Origin of the sequence: Chromobacterium sp. ATCC 53434 (assembly GCF_002848345.1) — a bacterium.
In the GTDB taxonomy this organism is placed as follows: domain Bacteria; phylum Pseudomonadota; class Gammaproteobacteria; order Burkholderiales; family Chromobacteriaceae; genus Chromobacterium.
The window spans coordinates 2,124,710-2,143,908 of record NZ_CP025429.1 but is presented as its reverse complement, the minus strand read 5'-3'; the positions used below and the strand labels follow the sequence as shown (position 1 = coordinate 2,143,908).

The following is a 19,199-nucleotide window of genomic DNA, read 5'->3' as shown; positions in this document are numbered from 1 at the left end:
TACGATGAAAGTGGCCCGAGCCAGCATAGCCGCTTGCCGGATAGGAGGGGACGATGGCCAAGTCGACATTCGCCTACTGCATCTATATCCAGGTTACGCCTGAACGCCTGTGGCGGGCGCTTACCGAACCGGAATTGACGCGGCGCTACTGGTTCGGCATGCATATTGAAACCACCTGGCAGGTCGGCGCGCCGTGGCGGCTGGTTTTTCCCGATGGCCGGCTGGCCGACAGCGGCCAGGTGCTGACGGTCGACGCGCCATACCGGCTGACCCTGCGCTGGCACAATGAATGGAAGCCGGAGATGCGGGAGGAGGGCGACAGCGTCTGCCATCTCGTGCTGGAGGAAGAGGAGGGCGTGGTCAAGCTGCTGGTCTCCCACGAAATGGACAGGGAGGCTTCGGCTTTCATCGAGGCCGTCGCCTGGGGCTGGCCGCGGATTCTGTCGAATCTGAAATCGCTGCTAGAGACCGGCGAGCCCATTTTTCCCCAGGCGCAATGATGTTGGCGGCGAACCGCGTTCAGTGGCCCGCCCGGCAGCCGGGCAGGGCGCGCGTCCCGACCCTGCGAAAGGACATGGCGCCGTTGCGGGCCTGTCGCCGCGCCGTGCTGGCGTGCCTGCGCCACCTGCTTGCCAATGTGCCGGGCGTGCTGCAGGGCGGCAACCCCGAATATCTGCACCAGGCGCGCGTCGCCTTGCGCCGCCTGCGCGCGGTCTGCAAGGCGTTCGCGCCGCTGACCGGAGGCGGGCGCTGGGCGTGCTTGATGGAAGAGGCGCGGTGGCTGGCCGGCCTGCTGGGCGAGGCGCGCGATCTGGATGTGCTGCTGACCGAGACACTGCCGGGACTGGCGACCGGATCGCCGGCCGCCGATATCCGCATGCTGAAGCGAAGCCTGCGGACGCGCCGGGACGCGGCGCAAGACGCGGTGGAGGCCGCGCTGCTTTCCGACCGTTTCCATCGCTGGCTGTGCCAATTGCTGGCCTGCCTGAACCGCCCGTCATCCGCCTGGAAAGGCGCCAGACGGCCATTGCCGGTCTTGGCCGCGACGGCGCTTGACCGTCTCGGCCGCGCCGCGGCGTGGCCGCATGGCGAGTTTGCCGACGCCGAGCGCTTGCACCGATTGCGCCGGCGCGCCAAACAACTGCGTTACGCGGCGGAGTGCTTCTCCGGCCTGTACCGGAACAAGGCGGTCCTCGATTACCTGAGAGGTCTGCAGGATCTGCAGTGGAGGCTGGGCGTGTTCAACGACCGGGAAACGGCCCGCGCGCTGCTGGCGCGGTGCGCCAGCGACGATCCTCGGACGGCGGAAGCGGCGCGGCGGGTCAGCGCCCGCCTTGAGCGAGCCGGCTCGAAAGCCGAGCGCGGATTGGCCGGGGCGATCGCGCGAGCGGCGAGCGCTCGGCCGTTCTGGTGATCATCATCGCGTCCGGCCATCTGCCTTACTTGCCGACGCCGCGGTGGGCGCGATCCTCGGCGATCCTGGCCTGTTCCTCGTCGCCGGGCTGCCAGCCGGCCTGCTTCAGCTCCAGATACAGTCGCTGATAGGTTTCCGTCTCGTATTCGGGGGTGCAGACATTGTCGGCGGACGGTTGCCAGCCGGTGCGTTGCTTCCAGTTGTCGATATAGCGGGGCATGGTGTCGCCATGGTATTCGCCGCAGGTATGGGACACTTCATGTCGCAGGTCGCGGGTGGCGGCATGCTTGGCGATGCGGATATGGGCCCACTGCATGTCCTGGCCGAAGCTGGTGCAGCCCTGCATGAAGGCGCCGATCGCCCATATCCATTTGGTCATGCCGCAGGCTTCGTGGATCTCGCTGACGGAGGCGACGCCGGCGGAGACTTTCAGCTTTGGAAAATCCTTGATTCTGCCGTCCATCGTGGTGCTGCCGAACGGGTTGATGTTGTTGCCGGTTTCCTGGGAGAAAGCGTTGCCGGCGGCAAGAAATGCCATGAAAATAAATACTGCAAAGTGCTTCACATCGTCACCTAAAACCATTTTCCAATTTTTGGAATAAAATGCTATTAATATTAAATTATTGAATTTATATGGCTCTCTTATTTTAATAACCAGCCATGTAAAAGGCGTGCAGTGTAGTTGCCGAAGGTACGCAGCTCAAGTAAACATTTAACGTGAAGCATAATGTGTTGTAAATGCGTCTGATTTTATAAAATAAATGACGGTAAACTACTTTTTCAATCGCTATATGCAGTTTTTAGTGCTTTTGCTGTAACTTCAATGGAGCGTCACTCGTGTGACAGGAGTGTAGGTCGCGGGGTGGCATGCGAAACGGAAGTAGGTCGTCTCGCCGGAATGTATCGGATCTTTCCTAAATTAAATTCAATATGGATTTTCATCATAATTGTCAGACAAGCTGCCAGTCCATTGGTCGTGATGTTGATTGAGGAGGGCGAGATGAGGTCTGACTTTCCAGCTTTATTCGGTATTTTATGTCTCAGCGCATCATGTTCCGCGATGGCCGCGGTACAGGTTTCCGGCGTCTTGGACGCGACGCAGCTGTCTACGGTATGGCCGGCCTCGGAAATGGCCAAACTGAGTCGGGATTCTCAGACGCATGCGATGGCGACAGGGAATTCCAACATCCTGACGCCCGCCGCCGATATAAACGGCTATGCCGAAGTGTCGCGGCCTTATTCGCAAGTGCCGGCATCCAAATCCATCGGCAGGCTGTTTTTCCGTCGACAGAACGGCGAGCGCGGCTCTTGCAGCGCCAGCGTGGTCCATGCGCCGCAGCATGACCTGTTGTTGACGGCCGGGCATTGCGTGCGCTCCGGCCTGCCGTCGCAGTGGAATAAGGACTTCGCCTTTGTGCCGGCCTATGACGGCAGCGCCGTTGCGCCAAGCCCGCTTGGGGTCTGGCCGGGGATTCAGGTCGCCGCGCTGGACGACGGCTCGCAGCCGGGCCTGGATGTCGCGGCTATCAAAGTGCAAGGCGGAATCGAGGAAAAAACGGGTGGCTTGAGCCTGGTGTTCAAGGAGCGGCCGCTGGAGAACACGTTCACCGGGTATCTGGTCGGCTATCCCAACTCCGGGTACGACGGCAAGAGCATGCTGCGATGCCTGGGGAGGTGGACGGTGCAGCCCATCGTGAATGGCCAGTTCGTGTCGTCGAACTGCGGCCCGAAGGGCGGCAACAGCGGCGGGCCGATTCTATTGCAGGAAAACGGCGATTGGCAGGCCAAGGTTTTGGGCATCGTCACCGATGGCTCGAAGAGCAACAAGGTGCTGAACGCCGGAGGCGTGCCGGTATCGATCGAGCAATGGGACCTGTTGGCGCAGGCGCTGCACCATCGTTGACTCGTATTTGACGCGAGATGTAGGAGTGACGCAGGGCAGGGCGCCTGTGCAATCAGGTGCCGTTGCGTCTTGGCTAGTCCGATGTCTGCGAGGCGGTTTGCCGCTGCGCTTGCCTTGGAGGCGCGACCGGCGTCAAAGGCTTGCCCCGCAGTCGGATTGCGACGCTTGCCACATCTTCCTGTCTCGCGGGGCCCGTGATTCGAAATACTTTCAAGCCAATGCCCTGGATGACCAGGTCGCGCTGACGATCCTTGTCTTGCTTGTCCTGGTGGGAGCGATCATCCAGCTCCAACACCGCCAGCATGGCAAGGTCGGGGTCGCAGATGACGAAGTCCGCCACTTTCTGGCTCATGGTCATCCAGAGCCGCCTGTTTTCCGAGTGATTTCCTCCCGTCACATTGAGGATCTGGCTAAACGCGACTTGGGAAAACACGACAAAATCGGGCCCCAGCTCTTTGACTAGCAGCTTGTAGCAGTCGATCTCGCGAGGCGTCAGCAGTGTCTTTCTTTTCAGAGAAAACTTGCTGTTGTTGACGCCGTTTTTGGCCACGGCGGGTCGACGCGCTGTGTTTTTCGAGACAAAGACAAGGGCCGACAGCAATCCCAGTACAAGAAGCGCAAGAATATAGGTCATGATATGTTAAGTGCAAAAATTGAATCATTATTGATCAATTTGACATTTTTTCATATCGATCTCCAGCCAGGGGCGAGTCACGGCAGCCACAGTCACTGTGGCTCACCGATCGCCAGCTCATCCTTAATTTGACATAATATATAGACTGCACTCGCTATCTATCTGAAGCCTTTCAGCTTGGACGCGTCCCGCTTCTGCACGAGGGGTGAGGCCTCCCCACATCATCAGCACGGCCAGCCCAACCAGCCCCAATTTAGCGGCGAGCTGCCTTCTGAAATCCTCCCAAAACTCTCTACGTGTTTGATTTTTCTCGCGTTCCATCTGCGCGGCTGCAATCACCTCCATGCCATCGATGTCAAGCACCTTGGCCACCATGATGCAGGCGAAATTATCCATGATTTTTTTCCCAGTCAGATATTGACTAAGGCCGGGGCCTGACACGCCAAGCTTTTTTGCCTTCTGGTTTTGGCTGATATCACCTAGCTTCGCCAGTGCCTCATTCAGGTAGTCCACGCTTAGTTTCATTTCTTCTCCATTGCGTTAACTCAAGTTACCAGCCTACCATGGTGAGGCTGCTAACTGGGGTTATCAGTTCCGACTCGATAATTCTAGCAGGACAGGGAGTGCCTTCCACTGTTCTGAATCGCTTCAAATATCCCCAAATGTCCGCGAGGTGTGAAATGTCTGCAGATACAGATGCTTGGTCCTTTGGCCCTTCCGGCATTGATCTGATCGCCGCCTTGGATGTGGCGTTCCACGACGAGGAGCGCCAAATGAGCCTTTGGGCGTATCACGTGGCTGACCAGCTCTTGAGCGGTGCTCGCGCCCGTAAAACCATCTTCCTTTTCCGTTACCAACAGGCTCGTGCAATCCGCGAGGAGTGGATGCGCCGCCTGTTCGTTTTGGAGACCCGCTACGGCGTATACGCGTTTTAACCAGGCCTGTCCGGCCCTTTACCCCCGAGGACTTTATGAAAGCACTTATCGCAGGTTTTACCCATTCCAAGGGCATTGCCAAGCAGTCCGGCAAGCCCTTCGACATGATGGCGGTTGTTGCGCTGACGCCGGCCGGCAATGTCAACAAGGAGAACTTCAGCAAGCTGGGGGTTGGCTATGAAGCGGTTGAACTACCGGTGGCCGAGTCGGCTAAGTCGGCACTGCTGACGCTGACTTATCCCTGCAATGCTCAGCTGGTGATTGCCCATGAGGTGTTCGCCGGTCGTCTGCAGGCGGTGGTTTCTGGCGTCGAGCATACGATTCCTCTGATTGAGCAGCCGATGAAGAACTGACCTGCGGCATGCGCTACTTCATCGACTACATCAACATATCGCAGCGGCACCCCGGCCGGCTTAACCCCGAGACTGGGGAGGTTGAGCCGGTGCTGCCGATTGTCGATAGCGGTGTAGTCGGGAAGTGGGGCCGGGATATGGAAACCGGCGAACTACTTGAAGATGTGGAGTGGGGCAATACCTCTAAGTTGGCCATTCGTGGCAGCTTTGACAGTTTGGTCATGGTGAAAAGCGATGGTTTCACCGTCCGGATAGAGGGCAATGTGGGTCGATTAGATCGTGCTGACAACCTCTACAACCTTGACCTCGAAGCAACAATCGAGAAGTGCAACGAAATTCTAGGGCGCTATCGCCTGCCGCCGTTTACGGCTGGGGAACGGGCCATCAACTCGAACCCCTCAACCTATGATTTGCAGCATGGCGTGAATCTGATTCAGTGGACTGGTGCCACGATCAGCGAATTGCACGTCACGCAGAACTTGGCCACCGGCTCTGAGGACAACGCTGCAGCGTTTGTGCGCTGGCTGTCCACGCAGTCGATGAGCAATATCAAGCGCTCCCGCCATAGTCCCGAGGCCTGCACCTGGGGTTCAGAGGGCGGCCGCTACAAGTTGACCGCGTATATCAAGCACATCGAAATGCTCGCCCCTGGTCATATGCATGGGCGCTCTAAAACTGAAATCAAAACTGACCCTGTTTATCAATTTGCGCGCGAAAACGGCGTGGTCCGCGTTGAGCTGAAAGCCAAGCGACTCCTCCTTCGTGATGCCGGTTTGCGCTATCTCGGAGACGTCACCATGGAGAAGGTGGTTCAGCTGTACGAGGGCAGGGTAACGCCTCTGCTTAACCGTGTTCGTGAGGACATTACCCGTCTCGATCTGGAAGGCCTGCCGTCCAAGGTTCGCATGACTGCGGCTTGCTATTTGCGCGGTGAGGATGTCCGTCCGCTACTGAGTAAGTCGGCGTTTTATCGCCATGCCAAGCAGCTGCGCGAATACGGCATCGACATTTCCGAACCGCTGGCAAAGTTTGAGAAAGTCAGCCACGTCATCAAGGTCATCGAGGCCAAGCCTCTGGAGTGCCCAGATTGGTACTGGGCGCATCAGCAGCGGTTGTACGTCGACCGGGTGCGCAAGGAGACCGTCGAGTCCCTGCGCAAGATCGAGCGCGAGGAGCGTAGGTCTGCGGTTGCAGCCAACGAGTTGGAGCCGGTTCTCCAGATCGGGAACGGCGATATCGTCGGCGATCCGGATCGTCTCGCCGCGTTTGCCCAGGCCCTGGACTCGTATCAGGTGCCGGCGCGGATGTCGTCTTCGCCGCAGGAGCCCACTCAATTTTCGTCACCGTCACGAAATCACTATGCGGCATTGCGCGGTGGTAGCGCGGTAGAGGAGGGCGGCTATGGCCATCTGCGTGAATGTTGATGCGGCCGGGCAGTTGCATAGTTCGGCAACGCCTATCGATCAGTGCACGGCATTGGTGGTTTTGCAGGCTAACGAATATCAGCAGTATCAGGCGGCAATGGCACCGCTGGATTATTCCGAACTGTCTGCAGTTTGGAGTATGGCTTTTGTCTCGGTCTTGCTTCTGCATTTTAAAGCACATGGAATTGGTACGGTCTTGGCGTTTATTAAGCGCGGGGGCCGTTATTAACGCGCGCGGGGCGCTTTCCCCGCATTTTTCCGTGAGTAACTGTAATGACGAAATATTATGCACTGCTGGTTGCCGGCATGGCCTCCTCCGCTTCGGCATTTGCTGATACCGGGACTGGCCAGACTGGTATGAACCTTACCGCCCTGACTAATGGTTTTTCTAGTGGCGAGATAATTGCGGCCATTATGGCAATCTCTATCGTGCTGGCCGGGATTTATCAAGTGCTGTTCGGCACCGGCACTGTCCTGGGGCTGATGAAGCGCCGGGCGTAGTTTGCGGATAGCCCTGCTTTTGTTTCAAGGAGGCCCCGGCCTCCTTTTTTTTCGGGTGAAATATGCTTCAGCACTGCTGGGATTTAATGTGTTTTGCGTGGGGCCTGGTTTCGGCTTGGGCTGTTATTACGGGATTTGGTCTGAAAAATTAGGGGGTGAGATGAATAATTGGAAAGTGGCTGTTTTTATTATGCTGGGCGCGCTTAGCATAGCGATATTTTCGCGCTTCGCCATGGCCAATCCTGTTTTGGCACCTGTAGAAACGTTCGTTATCAATCGTGCAATCGGTGGCATTGTCGCCTCCAGGGTGGCGGCGGCAGAGGGGATAACGGTTGCTGCCAATGATTCTGCATGGTTGATGAAGGCTGCCAATAGTCCAGTTTATAAGGCCACCATGGCCGGAATTAGTCGAAAGCTGACAGCGGTTAATGTTGTTGCGGGTGGGGTCGGGGCCACGATGGCAATCATGGGGGCGCCGGTGTGGGCGACTCTCTTGGTTGGTCTGGGTATTACGGCAGGTGGGGCGATGGTGTTTAGTAACCCCGATATTCCGACTGCTCCGCAGAATCCATCTATGCCTGCTCCTGCCCAGGTTAAAGTCACAGTTTCGCCGGGCAAGATTACGAAAGAGCCGGACGTTAAAAAAGATAAAGGCTATGTTGCGCCAAGCTCTGACGGAACAGTCTCCTCCTATGTTGCCGTCAATGGCGTGACAGTTTATCGCGCGAGTTCTTGCAGCTCTTCTTTTTGCATGGCATATCCCGCACTGGTGAAGGATTTATCTAGCTATCCTTTTTATATGCCGTGGGGTGATACGGTCATTGTCATGGAGAGTGTTGAGTCTTTGAAGGGCTACTTCAAGTACACGAGCGATTATTGGGCAAATGATGAAAAGAATAATCGACAGGCCTATATTGATGGCACGAAGGGTAATTACAGCAGCTATCCTAAAAAGGTCTCATCCGATTATCGTTTGGTTGCGCCTGACTCTAGCTCGTTGAAGTGGCGTGTTTTTCAGACGTCACAATATCCTGTCTGGGTGAATGGTTCGTCTGGTTGGTCGTATACTTGGAGCAATCCAAGTGAGGCGGATACGGGTATTGTTGTCAATCCGAGGTTGTTGCCGAAGGAATACAAGACGCTGGAAGATGCATATCAGGATTTTGACTTAGATGTGAAGCGTCTCCCCATTCCTCAGCAGGCATTAGCAACGATTGCAAATGAAGCATGGCGGCAAGCTGCTGCCGATCCGGATTACCAGGGGCTGCCGTACTCTGTGGCAAATCCTATTACGGCCCAGGATGTGCAGACATACCAACAGACACCGGGTGCGGCACAGCCTAGTTTGAATGATGCATTATCGCCGGCAAGCTACCCTGGTCAGGCGGTGAGTGTCGGAATTGGTGTCTATCCGGGTGTTAATCCAATGCCCAATCCGAACCCCAATCCCAACCCTAATCCGAATCCTATCCCTGCGCCAAACCCTATGCCTTCTGGTCAAGTGGACTTAGGCCTTGATCCTGGTATCGGTTTGCCAGGATTGGAAAAGACTCCATCTGCTATGGATATTTTAAATCCGATATTAAATATATTTCCTGATCTGCAGCATTTTCAAATGCCGGCACATTCTTCTGAATGCCCACGGCCATCTGCTGAGGTGTTTGGCGCCACGCTTACGTTTACTGCACATTGTGATTTTGTCGAGCAGAATAGGGCCGCGCTACAGTCGATAATGACAGTCTTTTGGATGTTGGCTGCTTTAATGGTAATTCTGTCAGCCTAAGGAGGTGTTTATGCCGGCAGCGCTTTTTGCCATATTGTCGTCTGCAATGAATGCGGCACTGGCCTTTTTGGTTCGGTCGATCATTGTTAAATTCGTTACGTTTTTTGCTTTGTATTTTGTGGTAAAAGAGTTTTTTGATGTGCTTGTTACTTTGCTTCCATCCTCTGGCATTTATTTGACTCAAGCATTTTCTGCGCTGCCAACTGGGGTTTGGTATTTTATGGATTTGCTGGGCGTGACAACGGCAGTTCCAGCAATGCTAAGTGCTCATGTTTTGAGCTTCATGATTCGTCGCATTCCTGTTATTGGTTGATATTATGCCTATTAATGCATTTGGTGGTGGTCCTGGCTCAGGGAAAACATATGGTGTTGTTGAAAACGTCATTCTGCCTGCGGTGGCGGACGGTCGGTTTGTTCTGACCAATGTTGAGGGTTTGAGGATTTCAGATATATATGATTATGTGGCGCAGAATTTTGGCAGTCCGGAGAAGATAATTTGCATTGGGCATATCCGAAACTGCACGCGCGGCGCACCTGATGATGAGGATTTCTTTCCCGGTCAGGAGGCGCTAGATAAGCCGTCTTCTGTTCCTGCTATGGACTACCCTAAGGTTTGGCCGGGCGATTTGGTGATTATTGATGAGGCTACGCGACATTGGGAGCAGGGCGGAACTAGAGTTAAGCGAACGCACAGTTATTTCTTCCGTGAGCATCGACATTTTTCGAATGAGATGGGCCATACGTGTGACTTGGTTGTGATTGATCCTGATATTACCCTTCTTTCCCGCCAGCTGAAGGGGAAGATTGAAATGACCAGTATTACGCACAAGCCTAAAGAGGTCGGGCTAAAAAATCACTACGTAGTTAGCTTGTATATCGGGGCGCGAATCTCCAAGAAGCCATTTAGCCAGCGCGGTCCGCTTTCGCTTCGGCCAGAGATTTATGCGCTATATAAGAGTTACTCGCACGAAAAAGCAAAGGAATTGGCGGTGGATTCTAGGCAAAATGTATTTGCCAAGAATAAATTCTTGTTTTTTCGCGTTGGTTTTTTAAGTGTGGCTGTAGCCCTGGGGCTTTATTATGCATGGCGATATTTTCATCCTGTTAGCGCTGAGGCGGTTAAGCCGTCGGGCGATGGGGTTGCATCTAAGTCGTCAGCGTCAGCGCCGGCGGCTTCTGCGGCTGCTCCTCGCGTAGACAGCCTGCCCGCGCCGTCCGCGCCGTCTGACTTTTCCGACGCTTGGCGCATTGTCGGTAGCGTATCCAATGAGCATGACAGCTATGTGGTTTTGGTTGATGGGGCCGGCCGGTTGCGGGTTGAGTCGCCCTCGATGTTCCAGGGGGTGGGCGCGGCGCAGATCGGCACGGTGGACGGCCGCAAGGTGATGCGCTGGACTGGTGTGCAGCGCGCTCAGGAGGTCCGTAAATGAGCCTCTTCCGTTTTCTGGCGTTGGCCCTGCTGGGCTTGCTGCAGGCTGCGGTGGCGGCTCCGTCGTCGACGAAGGCGGTGCGGTTTGACTTCCAGGGGGTGACGGTCGCTCAAGTCGTCCAGTTGGTCTATGTCGAGGCGTTGAAGACCCCGTATGTACTTGATCCGAAGGTATTGCAGGATGAGCGGCAAGTTTCGTTTCGTTTTGATGGCGCGCGTGGCGATTTGCGTGGGTTCTGGCGGGACTTTCTGCGAGGCTTGGGCTATGTGCTTGAGGATCGCGCCGGCGTTGATTTCGTGATGCCAAAGGGGGAGGGCCAGGCGCAGGCCTCAGACGTCTTCGTCTATCACCCGAAGTTTCGGGACGTCAGCTATTTGGCGGATCTCCTGGGGCCGTTTGTGAAGGGGGCATTTTCTGCAAACCGGACGGTTCCGGTGGCGCCTGAGCAACGGACGGATGCGCCTACGGTTCCGGGTTCTGCGGCTGCATTGCTGGATAAGGCTGGCGGGGATGTGCTCGTCTTTATGGGGGAGCCGCAGGATATTGTGCGTCTGCAGAAGCTGCTGCCTCAGCTGGATGTTCCTGTAGGTCAGGTGATGGTTCGCAGCCTGGTCTACGAGGTCAATACCGGTCGGCGCGAGGGCAGTGCATTCGACCTGCTGCTGTCCGTCCTGGGGGGTAAGTTGTCGCTGGGCCTCAATACGGCGGCGTCTCAGCAGGACAGTTTTATTCGCTTCAAGTCTGGCACGGTTGATGCCGTGTTTAGCGCCTTGGCCGGCGATAGCCGGTTTAAGGTGGTGACGAATAGCCGGCTCTTGGTCAACTCCGGCCAGGTGGCGCATTTGTCTGTTGGCCAGGAAGTGCCGACGGTATCGTCAATCTCGTATCCGAACGGTGGTTCGACGCCCGTTCAGTCCATTGAATACCGCTCGTCGGGTGTGATCTTCGATCTGACCCCGTTTGTACGTTCGGGAGGCATCGATATGCGCATTCGTCAGCAGATCAGCGACTTTGCCAAAACGGAAACGGGAGTCGATAACAGCCCCACGCTGACGAAGCGGGAGCTGTCTACTGCAGTAGCGCTGGCGGACGGCGATATGGTGCTGCTGGGCGGCCTGCAGCAGAGCAAAGAGCAGGGGAGCCGCAAGGGTTTCAGCTTCCTGCCGCGGCTGTTTGATGCCTCATCTAGCGATGCTATTAATCCGGCAGTCAAATACCGTACAGAAAGCTCATGCCGCGTAGCGGATTTTTTCATGCCGGAAGTACGACCGGATTCTGGCCGGCTGCTTCTGCAATGAGCGTAAATGGGACAGCACTTTCCCTTGAAGTTGACCGTCTGATCGAACCGGCTCACCTGCGCTCATTCTGGCCTTCAGGTCGCCGTTCAAGTATTCATCCGGGTTCAGTTCCGGTGAGTAGCTGGGCAGGAAGAACAACTCAATCGCCTTCTTGTTCTCTTCCTCCTCCAACCATGCTTGCACCAGCTTGCTGTGATGCACGCGCAAGTTGTCGAGGATCAAGAACACCTTCTTGCCGCCAGCATCACGGATCAGCCGCATCAGAAACTTGATCAGCACCCGGGCCGTCAAGGTCTCCCGGTACAGCATGAAGCGCATCTTGCCTTGGTTGGTAATGGCCGAAATCAAGTTGATGCGCGCTCTTTTCGATTGGGATAACACCAGAACTGGGGTTTGGCCTTTTGGGGCGTAGCCACGCGGAAAGTGCTCAACACTCGACACCGCCGATTCGTCGCCCCAGCTGATTTCAGCCATTTCCGCTTTGGCACGCGCGACGATAGCCGGGTATTCCTCCTTGAGCCATTTCTCGACTGCTGCCGGTCGCTGCTCATAAGCGCGTTTGAGCGGGCGCTGCGGCGTAAAGCCCCAGCGGGCCAAGTACAGACGGACAGTACGGATCGGCAGATCGATCAGAAACATCTGCTTGATTACAGCCTTGACCGCCTGAGCACTCCACAGGGCAAACCTCAGCTTCATCTGGTCTGGCGTGCGATCCACGATGTCCTGCTTGATCCGGGCTTCCTGCGCCTCGGTCAGCCGACGGCCGGTGCCTTCGGCGCGACCGCGCTTCTGTTCTTTGAATCCCTGCGCACCTAGTGCTGCCTCACGCACCACCCAGGCGGAAATGGTGGGGCGGCGCAGCCCGAGTTCTTCGGCAATACTGGCTTGAGACCGGCCTCGCTTGTACATCCGGATAGCGGTACGCCTCAGCTGCTCACGGGCGGCCAGTTCAAGCTTGCGCACATCGATTTTTTCCATGCCGGAAGTATACAATCTGTACGGATTATTACTGCCGAATTAATAGTAGTAATGAGATTTTGCTGCTGCTGCAGGTCAGTAAATCCGATGCGCAGCATTGAGCGCCGGGGCTTGCGCCGCCCGCCCGCAGCGGGAGCGAGGACGGACGGCGCAGGACTTCGGCGCGAGAATATGGGCAGTGGTATTTATGTGTTACTGTAACGAAAATATTGAATTTATCGTTACGGTAACGTAAAATGGTTTCAATGGGAGGGTGGTCAATTGCGTGACACTAACGATAAGTCCACGATGGAAATGTTGCCGGTGCCGAAGAAACGAGGCCGTCCGCCGACTGGAAAGGCTATGACCAACGCGGAGCGCCAGGCCAAGCATCGTCGAGAAACTGTCACCGTAACGTTAAATGACGCTGATTGGTCCGAGCTGGTCAATGCATTAACGGTCGCTTTGCAGTCTGGTGTTGTTGAACTTAGTGACGAACTCAGCAGTGCGGCACAAAAGCTTTTCAGGGCTGGGATTAAGAGGCCTGAAGCCATGCCCAAAGAATTTGTTACGGTAACGAAATTGAAGGGGTGATATGTCGCGTTTATGGCTTGTTGATCTACTTGCCGATGCATTTTTTGTTTTGCTGCGCTTGGTCCTTGCCGTCGCGGTTGCAGCGCTGACCTATGGCATGATCTGCTTGTTGCCCGATGGTGAGGCGGGGACTGTTGTAGCGGCCTTTGAGGGTGCTCTTGCTGGCATGTTCTGCTTGTTGATGATCTGGGTCGGGGGATTGTTATTCTTGGGGTTACGGCCTAGCTATGAGTTTTATTGGTCTGTGCATGGATGGATTGATTTGCGTGCGCGTCGTGTTCGGTGGCTTCATGAGCCGCCGCCGTTGTCGCGCCACCTGGTGCGCTAGTTCGAAAACCCGCCTCGGCGGGTTTTTCCATTTCTGCGGCTGCAGGACGCCCGGCGTGCCGGCCCGAAGGGTTTTCCTGATTGTCGCGCCGTAGAGCGCGCTAGGGCGCCTGCAGGGGGTCAAGGGCTTGGCGCGGCCCGCAGACTAGCCGCAGGCGCAGGCGAGGACTCGGGCCCTTGACGCCCTTACTCACTCAAAAACCCTCCCGGCAAGGCCGGGGGGATGTTGGCTTGCCAAACATCCCCCAGGCATGCCGCCCGGCGAGGGAGGTTTTGGCTTTCCAGGCCTGTACCATGGACTAGTGGCACAGGCCTTTTTCTTTGACGTAGCCTCCGGTTTTTCAAAGCGGGGCGATATTCGTGAAACCTGTTATTCGGCTGGGTGATCCGACCGATCATGGCGGCCATGTTACAAGTGCATCGGCAACGACAACTATGTTCGGCAAAGCGGTTGCGCTTGTGGGTGACGCTGTAAGCTGCCCGCGACAAGGGCATACAGACTGCGTAATTGTAGAAGGGGATCCGTCGTGGACCGTAGGCGGAAAAGGAGTAGCGCTCGAAGGTCATAAGACGTCTTGCGGGGCCTCGCTGATTTCAACGCTGGGACAAGTGACGCGCAGCTATGAAGGCGGCGGAGCAGCAACAACAGGGGCAGGGAGTTCCGGCGCCATCGCAGCTGCGGCAGCGGTAGCCGCAGGGCTCATGTTCAACGAAAAGTACCAATTGCATGACGAAGAAGGTCAGCCGCTGAAGAGCGCCGAGTACACGATTATTCGGTCAGATGGCAGCAAAGAACACGGTACTTCCGACGATAGCGGCTACACGCACATGATCGACGATCACAAGGTGGCTGAAGTGGTGGCAATCCATATCGGTGATTTCGACATGGGAGGTGATAATGGCTGAAGCGCTCGTCAGCGAACCGACAAAGACGCCTTTGATCAAAGTGGCTGAAAAGACCACCACACCCAGCACGGACAGCAAGGCCAAGGTTATCAAGGTAGACAAGAAGGCCGTCCGTAAGGCGCAAAACGAGGAATACCTCGCGAATCCCAACGTGGCTGCATTCCTAAAAGCCATCGCCCAAGCCGAGGGCGGCGGCTACGATTTCATGTATGGGGCGATCAAAGGTAAGAAGAACGACAAGTGGCGCTTTAGCGATTACTCTACGCACCCCGGCCCTGGCTACGACGGCAAGACTAGCGCAGCGGGTATGTACCAGATCAATCTGGTGACATGGCGAGATATGGGGGGGCGTATGGGGCTTACAGACTTCTCGCCCCATACGCAAGACTTGATCGCTGTGGAAATTTTCAGAGCGCAAAAAGCTATTGAGGCAATCGTGGATGGCGATCTTGAAACATCGCTGAGCCGTTGCTCCGGACGCTGGGCTGCACTGCCGCAAGGCAAAGGCAAGCCGGGGCGATACAAGCAGCCATACGCCAAGTATGAAGACTTTGCGGGTTATTACACTTCAAGCGGTGGGGCGATCAAATGAGGCTGGTTCTAGCTTTGCTAATGGTGGTAAGTGCGTCGGTCTATGCGGCTGATCAAGCTGACACCTTCCTTAAAAAAGACCAGGCGTTCAGGTCGGCGCGGAAAGCAGTGGTCGCGCATGGCTGGAAACCGTTCAAGAATCCAGACCCGAGCACGCTGGTGGGCGTGGACAGGATTCTTTACCGTGCCGGATATAAAGAGGTCTACTCTTGCGCCATGGACATTGGTGTCTGCATCCTCCAGTACAAGGACAAGAGAGGCCAATGTCTATCGGTATTCGTGAAGGGCGAGGAGTTGCGGGATATGGTTGTCAGTGACTGGAGCAGTCAGTGTCAGTAGGGTAGTGGCCAACGGAAGGCAAAGACCCGCCTCGGCGGGTTTTTTCATGCCTGTCGCGCATCCGACTCCGCCGCTAGAAGGCCGGCGAAGCCGGCCTAGACGGGTGACTGGTATTACCCGTCTTTTTTCCCATTTTGAACCAAAACACCCCGATTTTGGCCTGATTTTAGGCAATAAAAGTACTATTGTCATTGCAGGATGTCTTGCTCTCCAGTAGGCAGAAGCGTTGGAGCCTGCGACCCTGGGGCAGGGGGGACACAACGTCGTGACGGTGGCCTGGATGTGCCGCGCAACCTCATGGCGATCTGAGCGGATCAGCTTGTGGTGCATTGAAATGAAAGATAAAGACATTCAATTAGATATTGTGAAAGCAAGCTCTAGACCGTGGATGTTATGGCGGACATATTTAATTCGCTGGCTAACTTTTGGGTTTATTGCGGGCGCTATCGGACGACCTATTACCGATAATATTGACCACTATTGGCAGCAGGTAGCTATGCAAGGGCTTAGTGGATTGGTATTTGGATTAGCCTGCTGGGTGGTTTTCACGCCACTACAAAATATAGTCAATCCTTCTCGAAAGCGTTGGCTTAGTTGGGTAACTGTTATCGGGACATGGATAGGTATGAAGTTTGTGTTTGCTGGGATTCTGGGGCGTGTACTGAATTTTGTGTAAACGGACATTTGGCAGGAAACTGCCACCTAGTCTGGAGACACAATGAGCTCGAAGAAACACGACGTACCTGACACACTACTGGACAGCTTGCTGGCCAATTACCAGAAGCCCGAAGACCTCATCGGCGAGAACGGCTTGCTCAAACAGCTCACCAAGCTGCTGGTCGAGAAAGCACTGGATGCCGAGATGGCCGCACACCTTGGCCATAGCAAACACGAGCCGGTGCTCAATCCCTCCGGTAACACCCGGAATGGCAAGAGCCGAAAGACCCTCAAGGGCGAGTTCGGTGAATTGCCTATCGAGGTACCACGCGACCGCCAGGGTACCTTTGAGCCGCAACTCATTCCCAAGCACCAGACCCGCTGGACCGGATTCGACGACAAAGTCATCTCGCTTTACGCCCGGGGGATGACTGTTCGGGAAATTCAGGCCCATCTGGAAGAAATGTATGGCACAGAGGTCTCACCCAGCCTGATCTCCTCCATCACGGATTCCGTCACCGAAGAGGTCAAAGCTTGGCAGGCTCGCCCTCTCGATTCGGTTTATCCAATCATCTACCTCGACTGCATCCACGTGAAGGTACGTGAGGGGGCTGTACGCGTAAAAGCCGTCTATCTCGCCATCGGCGTTACCCTGGCTGGAGAGAAGGAGGTGCTGGGGATGTGGCTGGCGCAGACGGAGGGAGCCAAGTTCTGGCTTCAGGTCGTGACCGAACTGCGTAACCGGGGCGTACAGGACATCTTTATCGCCTGCGTCGATGGCCTGAAGGGCTTCCCGGAGGCTATCGAGGCGGTCTTCCCGAAAGCAGCCGTGCAGTTGTGCATCGTACACATGGTGCGACACAGCCTGAACTACGTGTCGTGGAAGCGGCGTGCTGAAGTAGCCGCCGACCTGAAACGAATCTACCAATCGGCCACCCTCGACGAAGCTGAGCAGCGGCTAGGTGAGTTTGAGGCCAAGTGGGATGATGAGTATTTGCCGATTGGTCAGTCCTGGCGGCGCAACTGGGCTCGGTTAACGCCATTCTTCGACTACCCGCCGGAGATCAGGAAAGTGATCTACACCACCAATGCCATCGAGTCGGTGAATATGAGTCTGCGAAAGCTGACCAAGAATCGGGGCTCGTTCCCGAGTGATGAGGCGTTGCTGAAACTGTTCTATCTGGCGCTGAGGAACATCAGTCAGAAGTGGACCATGCCGATTCGGGATTGGAAGGCAGCGCTGACTCGCTTTACCATTCAGTTCGAGGAACGCATTCCACAGGCGTAACCCAAACCCCGTTTACACAAAAATTCGGACAGGCTTGGATTCTGCTATACGCGTTTAACGTGCAAATCCGGTAGATTCCGGTTTTGTCTGCTTGGGTTTTGTTATTAATCCGGCAGTCAAATACCGTACAGAAAGCTCATGCCGCGTAGCGGATTTTTTCATGCCGGAAGTACGACCGGATTCTGGCCGGCTGCTTCTGCAATGAGCGTAAATGGGACAGCACTTTCCCTTGAAGTTGACCGTCTGATCGAACCGGCTCACCTGCGCTCATTCTGGCCTTCAGGTCGCCGTTCAAGTATTCATCCGGGTTCAGTTCCGGTGAGTAGCTGGGCAGGAAGAACAACTCAATCGCCTTCTTGTTCTCTTCCTCCTCCAACCATGCTTGCACCAGCTTGCTGTGATGCACGCGCAAGTTGTCGAGGATCAAGAACACCTTCTTGCCGCCAGCATCACGGATCAGCCGCATCAGAAACTTGATCAGCACCCGGGCCGTCAAGGTCTCCCGGTACAGCATGAAGCGCATCTTGCCTTGGTTGGTAATGGCCGAAATCAAGTTGATGCGCGCTCTTTTCGATTGGGATAACACCAGAACTGGGGTTTGGCCTTTTGGGGCGTAGCCACGCGGAAAGTGCTCAACACTCGACACCGCCGATTCGTCGCCCCAGCTGATTTCAGCCATTTCCGCTTTGGCACGCGCGACGATAGCCGGGTATTCCTCCTTGAGCCATTTCTCGACTGCTGCCGGTCGCTGCTCATAAGCGCGTTTGAGCGGGCGCTGCGGCGTAAAGCCCCAGCGGGCCAAGTACAGACGGACAGTACGGATCGGCAGATCGATCAGAAACATCTGCTTGATTACAGCCTTGACCGCCTGAGCACTCCACAGGGCAAACCTCAGCTTCATCTGGTCTGGCGTGCGATCCACGATGTCCTGCTTGATCCGGGCTTCCTGCGCCTCGGTCAGCCGACGGCCGGTGCCTTCGGCGCGACCGCGCTTCTGTTCTTTGAATCCCTGCGCACCTAGTGCTGCCTCACGCACCACCCAGGCGGAAATGGTGGGGCGGCGCAGCCCGAGTTCTTCGGCAATACTGGCTTGAGACCGGCCTCGCTTGTACATCCGGATAGCGGTACGCCTCAGCTGCTCACGGGCGGCCAGTTCAAGCTTGCGCACATCGATTTTTTCCATGCCGGAAGTATACAATCTGTACGGATTATTACTGCCGAATTAATAAGTCAGGCTTCATTGTCATTATTGAAAAGCCTGCTCAGCAACATGCCGTAACGGGCGTCTCGGTGGCAGTTCTGGCGATAGTAGTCGCGTTCCTTCATCAATTTTTCAATGAGTTCCGCTTGCTGCTGTGCCAGTCGGTGGGCGCGCCGGTAGTCTGGTAGCAGTGCTATTTCGGCGTAGTTCACGCGGATGCCGGTTGCCGGACATACCAGCGCGTTGCCGCGTGGGCATAGCTCAAATTCCCGGAATACGCCGTATTGTGGGCCTAGCTTCGTGCTGTTGCGATGGTGCAGCCATAGGAACGCTGCACGCGGCACGGGGGTGCGGCCGGCTCGCCAGGCTTCGACGTCCTGTGGTGTCGCGCCGGTCTCTGCGGCGATCTCGGTGACGTCACCAAAACAAACAGCCCGGTACAGGTCGTCCGGGCTGCAGGGGAACGTGGCGAATGGTTGGCTGCGCTTCATGCTGTGGCGTGGTGTGGCTGGTAGACTGCTGTCAGTTTCCTCTGTGTGTTGTATATAAACGACATGATTGATGTCAGTGTTGTATGTGTCGCTCTCCGGATACGACGTACAAGATTTGACATAATATAGATTATGCGAACTTATTCATCTCGGCCCGATAGCCTGAATGACCA

The 19,199-nt window shown here is 55.8% G+C and carries 25 protein-coding genes; 19 read left to right on the top strand and 6 right to left on the bottom strand.

Features of this window, described 5'->3' with window-relative positions:
• The first annotated feature begins 53 nt into the window (after window positions 1-53).
• Window positions 54-500 (top strand): SRPBCC family protein, encoded by a 447-nt coding sequence (locus tag CXB49_RS09635; RefSeq protein ID WP_101708197.1) that lies wholly within the window; start codon window positions 54-56, stop codon window positions 498-500.
• A 74-nt stretch (window positions 501-574) separates the two neighbouring features.
• Complete coding sequence (locus CXB49_RS09630) at window positions 575-1,414, top strand: CHAD domain-containing protein (protein WP_158300718.1); 840 nt, start codon at window positions 575-577, stop codon at window positions 1,412-1,414.
• Window positions 1,415-1,439: 25 nt separating this feature from the next.
• Here the strand turns inward: CXB49_RS09630 and CXB49_RS09625 are convergent, their stop codons facing one another.
• Entirely contained in the window at window positions 1,440-1,952 is a 513-nt protein-coding gene (locus CXB49_RS09625; protein ID WP_101708195.1) for a hypothetical protein, read from the bottom strand.
• A gap of 462 nt (window positions 1,953-2,414) precedes the next feature.
• Between CXB49_RS09625 and CXB49_RS09620 the strand changes: the two genes are divergently transcribed.
• Complete coding sequence (locus tag CXB49_RS09620) at window positions 2,415-3,317, top strand: serine protease (protein WP_233493022.1); 903 nt, start codon at window positions 2,415-2,417, stop codon at window positions 3,315-3,317.
• A gap of 73 nt (window positions 3,318-3,390) precedes the next feature.
• On the opposite strand, the gene CXB49_RS09615 is transcribed toward CXB49_RS09620, so the two are convergent.
• Both CXB49_RS09615 and CXB49_RS09610 read right to left on the bottom strand, forming a co-directional pair.
• On the bottom strand, window positions 3,391-3,951 hold the full coding sequence (locus CXB49_RS09615; RefSeq protein ID WP_101708193.1) for a DUF2726 domain-containing protein: 561 nt from the start codon (window positions 3,949-3,951) through the stop codon (window positions 3,391-3,393).
• A gap of 123 nt (window positions 3,952-4,074) precedes the next feature.
• Entirely contained in the window at window positions 4,075-4,476 is a 402-nt protein-coding gene (locus CXB49_RS09610) for a helix-turn-helix transcriptional regulator (RefSeq protein ID WP_101708192.1), read from the bottom strand.
• 155 nt (window positions 4,477-4,631) lie between these two features.
• Here CXB49_RS09610 and CXB49_RS09605 point away from each other — a divergent pair, with 155 nt between their 5' ends.
• The 9 genes from CXB49_RS09605 (at window position 4,632) to CXB49_RS09575 (ending at window position 11,675) form a co-directional block, all read left to right on the top strand.
• On the top strand, window positions 4,632-4,886 hold the full coding sequence (locus CXB49_RS09605; protein WP_158300716.1) for a hypothetical protein: 255 nt from the start codon (window positions 4,632-4,634) through the stop codon (window positions 4,884-4,886).
• A 35-nt stretch (window positions 4,887-4,921) separates the two neighbouring features.
• Window positions 4,922-5,239, top strand: coding sequence for a hypothetical protein (locus CXB49_RS09600; RefSeq protein WP_101708190.1), 318 nt, complete (start codon window positions 4,922-4,924; stop codon window positions 5,237-5,239).
• A gap of 8 nt (window positions 5,240-5,247) precedes the next feature.
• Window positions 5,248-6,663: a phage/plasmid replication protein, II/X family gene (locus tag CXB49_RS09595; protein ID WP_101708189.1), complete on the top strand. Its 1,416-nt coding sequence runs from the start codon at window positions 5,248-5,250 to the stop codon at window positions 6,661-6,663.
• Window positions 6,641-6,892, top strand: a complete 252-nt coding sequence (locus CXB49_RS23400; RefSeq protein WP_158300715.1) for a hypothetical protein — start codon at window positions 6,641-6,643, stop codon at window positions 6,890-6,892. The genes CXB49_RS09595 and CXB49_RS23400 overlap by 23 nt, the downstream gene beginning before the upstream one ends.
• A 44-nt stretch (window positions 6,893-6,936) precedes the next feature.
• Complete coding sequence (locus CXB49_RS09590) at window positions 6,937-7,164, top strand: hypothetical protein (RefSeq protein WP_101708188.1); 228 nt, start codon at window positions 6,937-6,939, stop codon at window positions 7,162-7,164.
• Window positions 7,165-7,324: 160 nt separating this feature from the next.
• Entirely contained in the window at window positions 7,325-8,947 is a 1,623-nt protein-coding gene (locus CXB49_RS23395) for a hypothetical protein (protein ID WP_158300714.1), read from the top strand.
• A 10-nt stretch (window positions 8,948-8,957) separates the two neighbouring features.
• The gene (locus CXB49_RS09585) at window positions 8,958-9,260 is read left to right on the top strand and encodes a DUF2523 family protein (RefSeq protein WP_101708187.1); all 303 of its coding nucleotides are present in this window, start codon (window positions 8,958-8,960) and stop codon (window positions 9,258-9,260) included.
• Window positions 9,261-9,264: 4 nt separating this feature from the next.
• Window positions 9,265-10,377: a zonular occludens toxin domain-containing protein gene (locus CXB49_RS09580; RefSeq protein ID WP_101708186.1), complete on the top strand. Its 1,113-nt coding sequence runs from the start codon at window positions 9,265-9,267 to the stop codon at window positions 10,375-10,377.
• The gene (locus CXB49_RS09575) at window positions 10,374-11,675 is read left to right on the top strand and encodes a type II secretion system protein GspD (RefSeq protein ID WP_101708185.1); all 1,302 of its coding nucleotides are present in this window, start codon (window positions 10,374-10,376) and stop codon (window positions 11,673-11,675) included. The genes CXB49_RS09580 and CXB49_RS09575 overlap by 4 nt, the downstream gene beginning before the upstream one ends.
• On the opposite strand, the gene CXB49_RS09570 is transcribed toward CXB49_RS09575, so the two are convergent.
• Window positions 11,607-12,653, bottom strand: coding sequence for an IS630 family transposase (locus CXB49_RS09570; RefSeq protein ID WP_101706528.1), 1,047 nt, complete (start codon window positions 12,651-12,653; stop codon window positions 11,607-11,609). The two genes, CXB49_RS09575 and CXB49_RS09570, sit on opposite strands and share 69 nt — an antisense overlap.
• Before the next feature lie 288 nt (window positions 12,654-12,941).
• Here CXB49_RS09570 and CXB49_RS09565 point away from each other — a divergent pair, with 288 nt between their 5' ends.
• From CXB49_RS09565 to CXB49_RS09540, 7 genes are all read left to right on the top strand, one after another.
• The gene (locus CXB49_RS09565) at window positions 12,942-13,226 is read left to right on the top strand and encodes a hypothetical protein (protein ID WP_158300713.1); all 285 of its coding nucleotides are present in this window, start codon (window positions 12,942-12,944) and stop codon (window positions 13,224-13,226) included.
• A gap of 1 nt (window position 13,227) precedes the next feature.
• Window positions 13,228-13,554, top strand: a complete 327-nt coding sequence (locus tag CXB49_RS09560; RefSeq protein ID WP_101708183.1) for a hypothetical protein — start codon at window positions 13,228-13,230, stop codon at window positions 13,552-13,554.
• Between the two features lie 359 nt (window positions 13,555-13,913).
• Entirely contained in the window at window positions 13,914-14,459 is a 546-nt protein-coding gene (locus CXB49_RS09555) for a PAAR domain-containing protein (protein ID WP_101708182.1), read from the top strand.
• Window positions 14,452-15,051 carry a glycoside hydrolase family 104 protein gene (locus CXB49_RS09550; protein ID WP_199406816.1) on the top strand — a complete coding sequence of 200 codons (600 nt, stop codon included), beginning with the start codon at window positions 14,452-14,454 and terminating at the stop codon, window positions 15,049-15,051. Before CXB49_RS09555 ends, CXB49_RS09550 begins: the two co-directional genes overlap by 8 nt.
• Window positions 15,048-15,389: a hypothetical protein gene (locus tag CXB49_RS09545; protein WP_158300712.1), complete on the top strand. Its 342-nt coding sequence runs from the start codon at window positions 15,048-15,050 to the stop codon at window positions 15,387-15,389. The genes CXB49_RS09550 and CXB49_RS09545 overlap by 4 nt, the downstream gene beginning before the upstream one ends.
• Window positions 15,390-15,723: 334 nt before the next feature.
• The gene (locus CXB49_RS23390) at window positions 15,724-16,065 is read left to right on the top strand and encodes a hypothetical protein (RefSeq protein WP_158300711.1); all 342 of its coding nucleotides are present in this window, start codon (window positions 15,724-15,726) and stop codon (window positions 16,063-16,065) included.
• A 42-nt stretch (window positions 16,066-16,107) separates the two neighbouring features.
• The gene (locus CXB49_RS09540) at window positions 16,108-17,334 is read left to right on the top strand and encodes an IS256 family transposase (protein WP_101706537.1); all 1,227 of its coding nucleotides are present in this window, start codon (window positions 16,108-16,110) and stop codon (window positions 17,332-17,334) included.
• 136 nt (window positions 17,335-17,470) lie between these two features.
• On the opposite strand, the gene CXB49_RS09535 is transcribed toward CXB49_RS09540, so the two are convergent.
• Window positions 17,471-18,517 carry an IS630 family transposase gene (locus CXB49_RS09535; protein WP_101706528.1) on the bottom strand — a complete coding sequence of 349 codons (1,047 nt, stop codon included), beginning with the start codon at window positions 18,515-18,517 and terminating at the stop codon, window positions 17,471-17,473.
• A 47-nt stretch (window positions 18,518-18,564) separates the two neighbouring features.
• Entirely contained in the window at window positions 18,565-19,026 is a 462-nt protein-coding gene (locus tag CXB49_RS23385) for a hypothetical protein (protein ID WP_158300710.1), read from the bottom strand.
• Window positions 19,027-19,199: the final 173 nt, after the last annotated feature.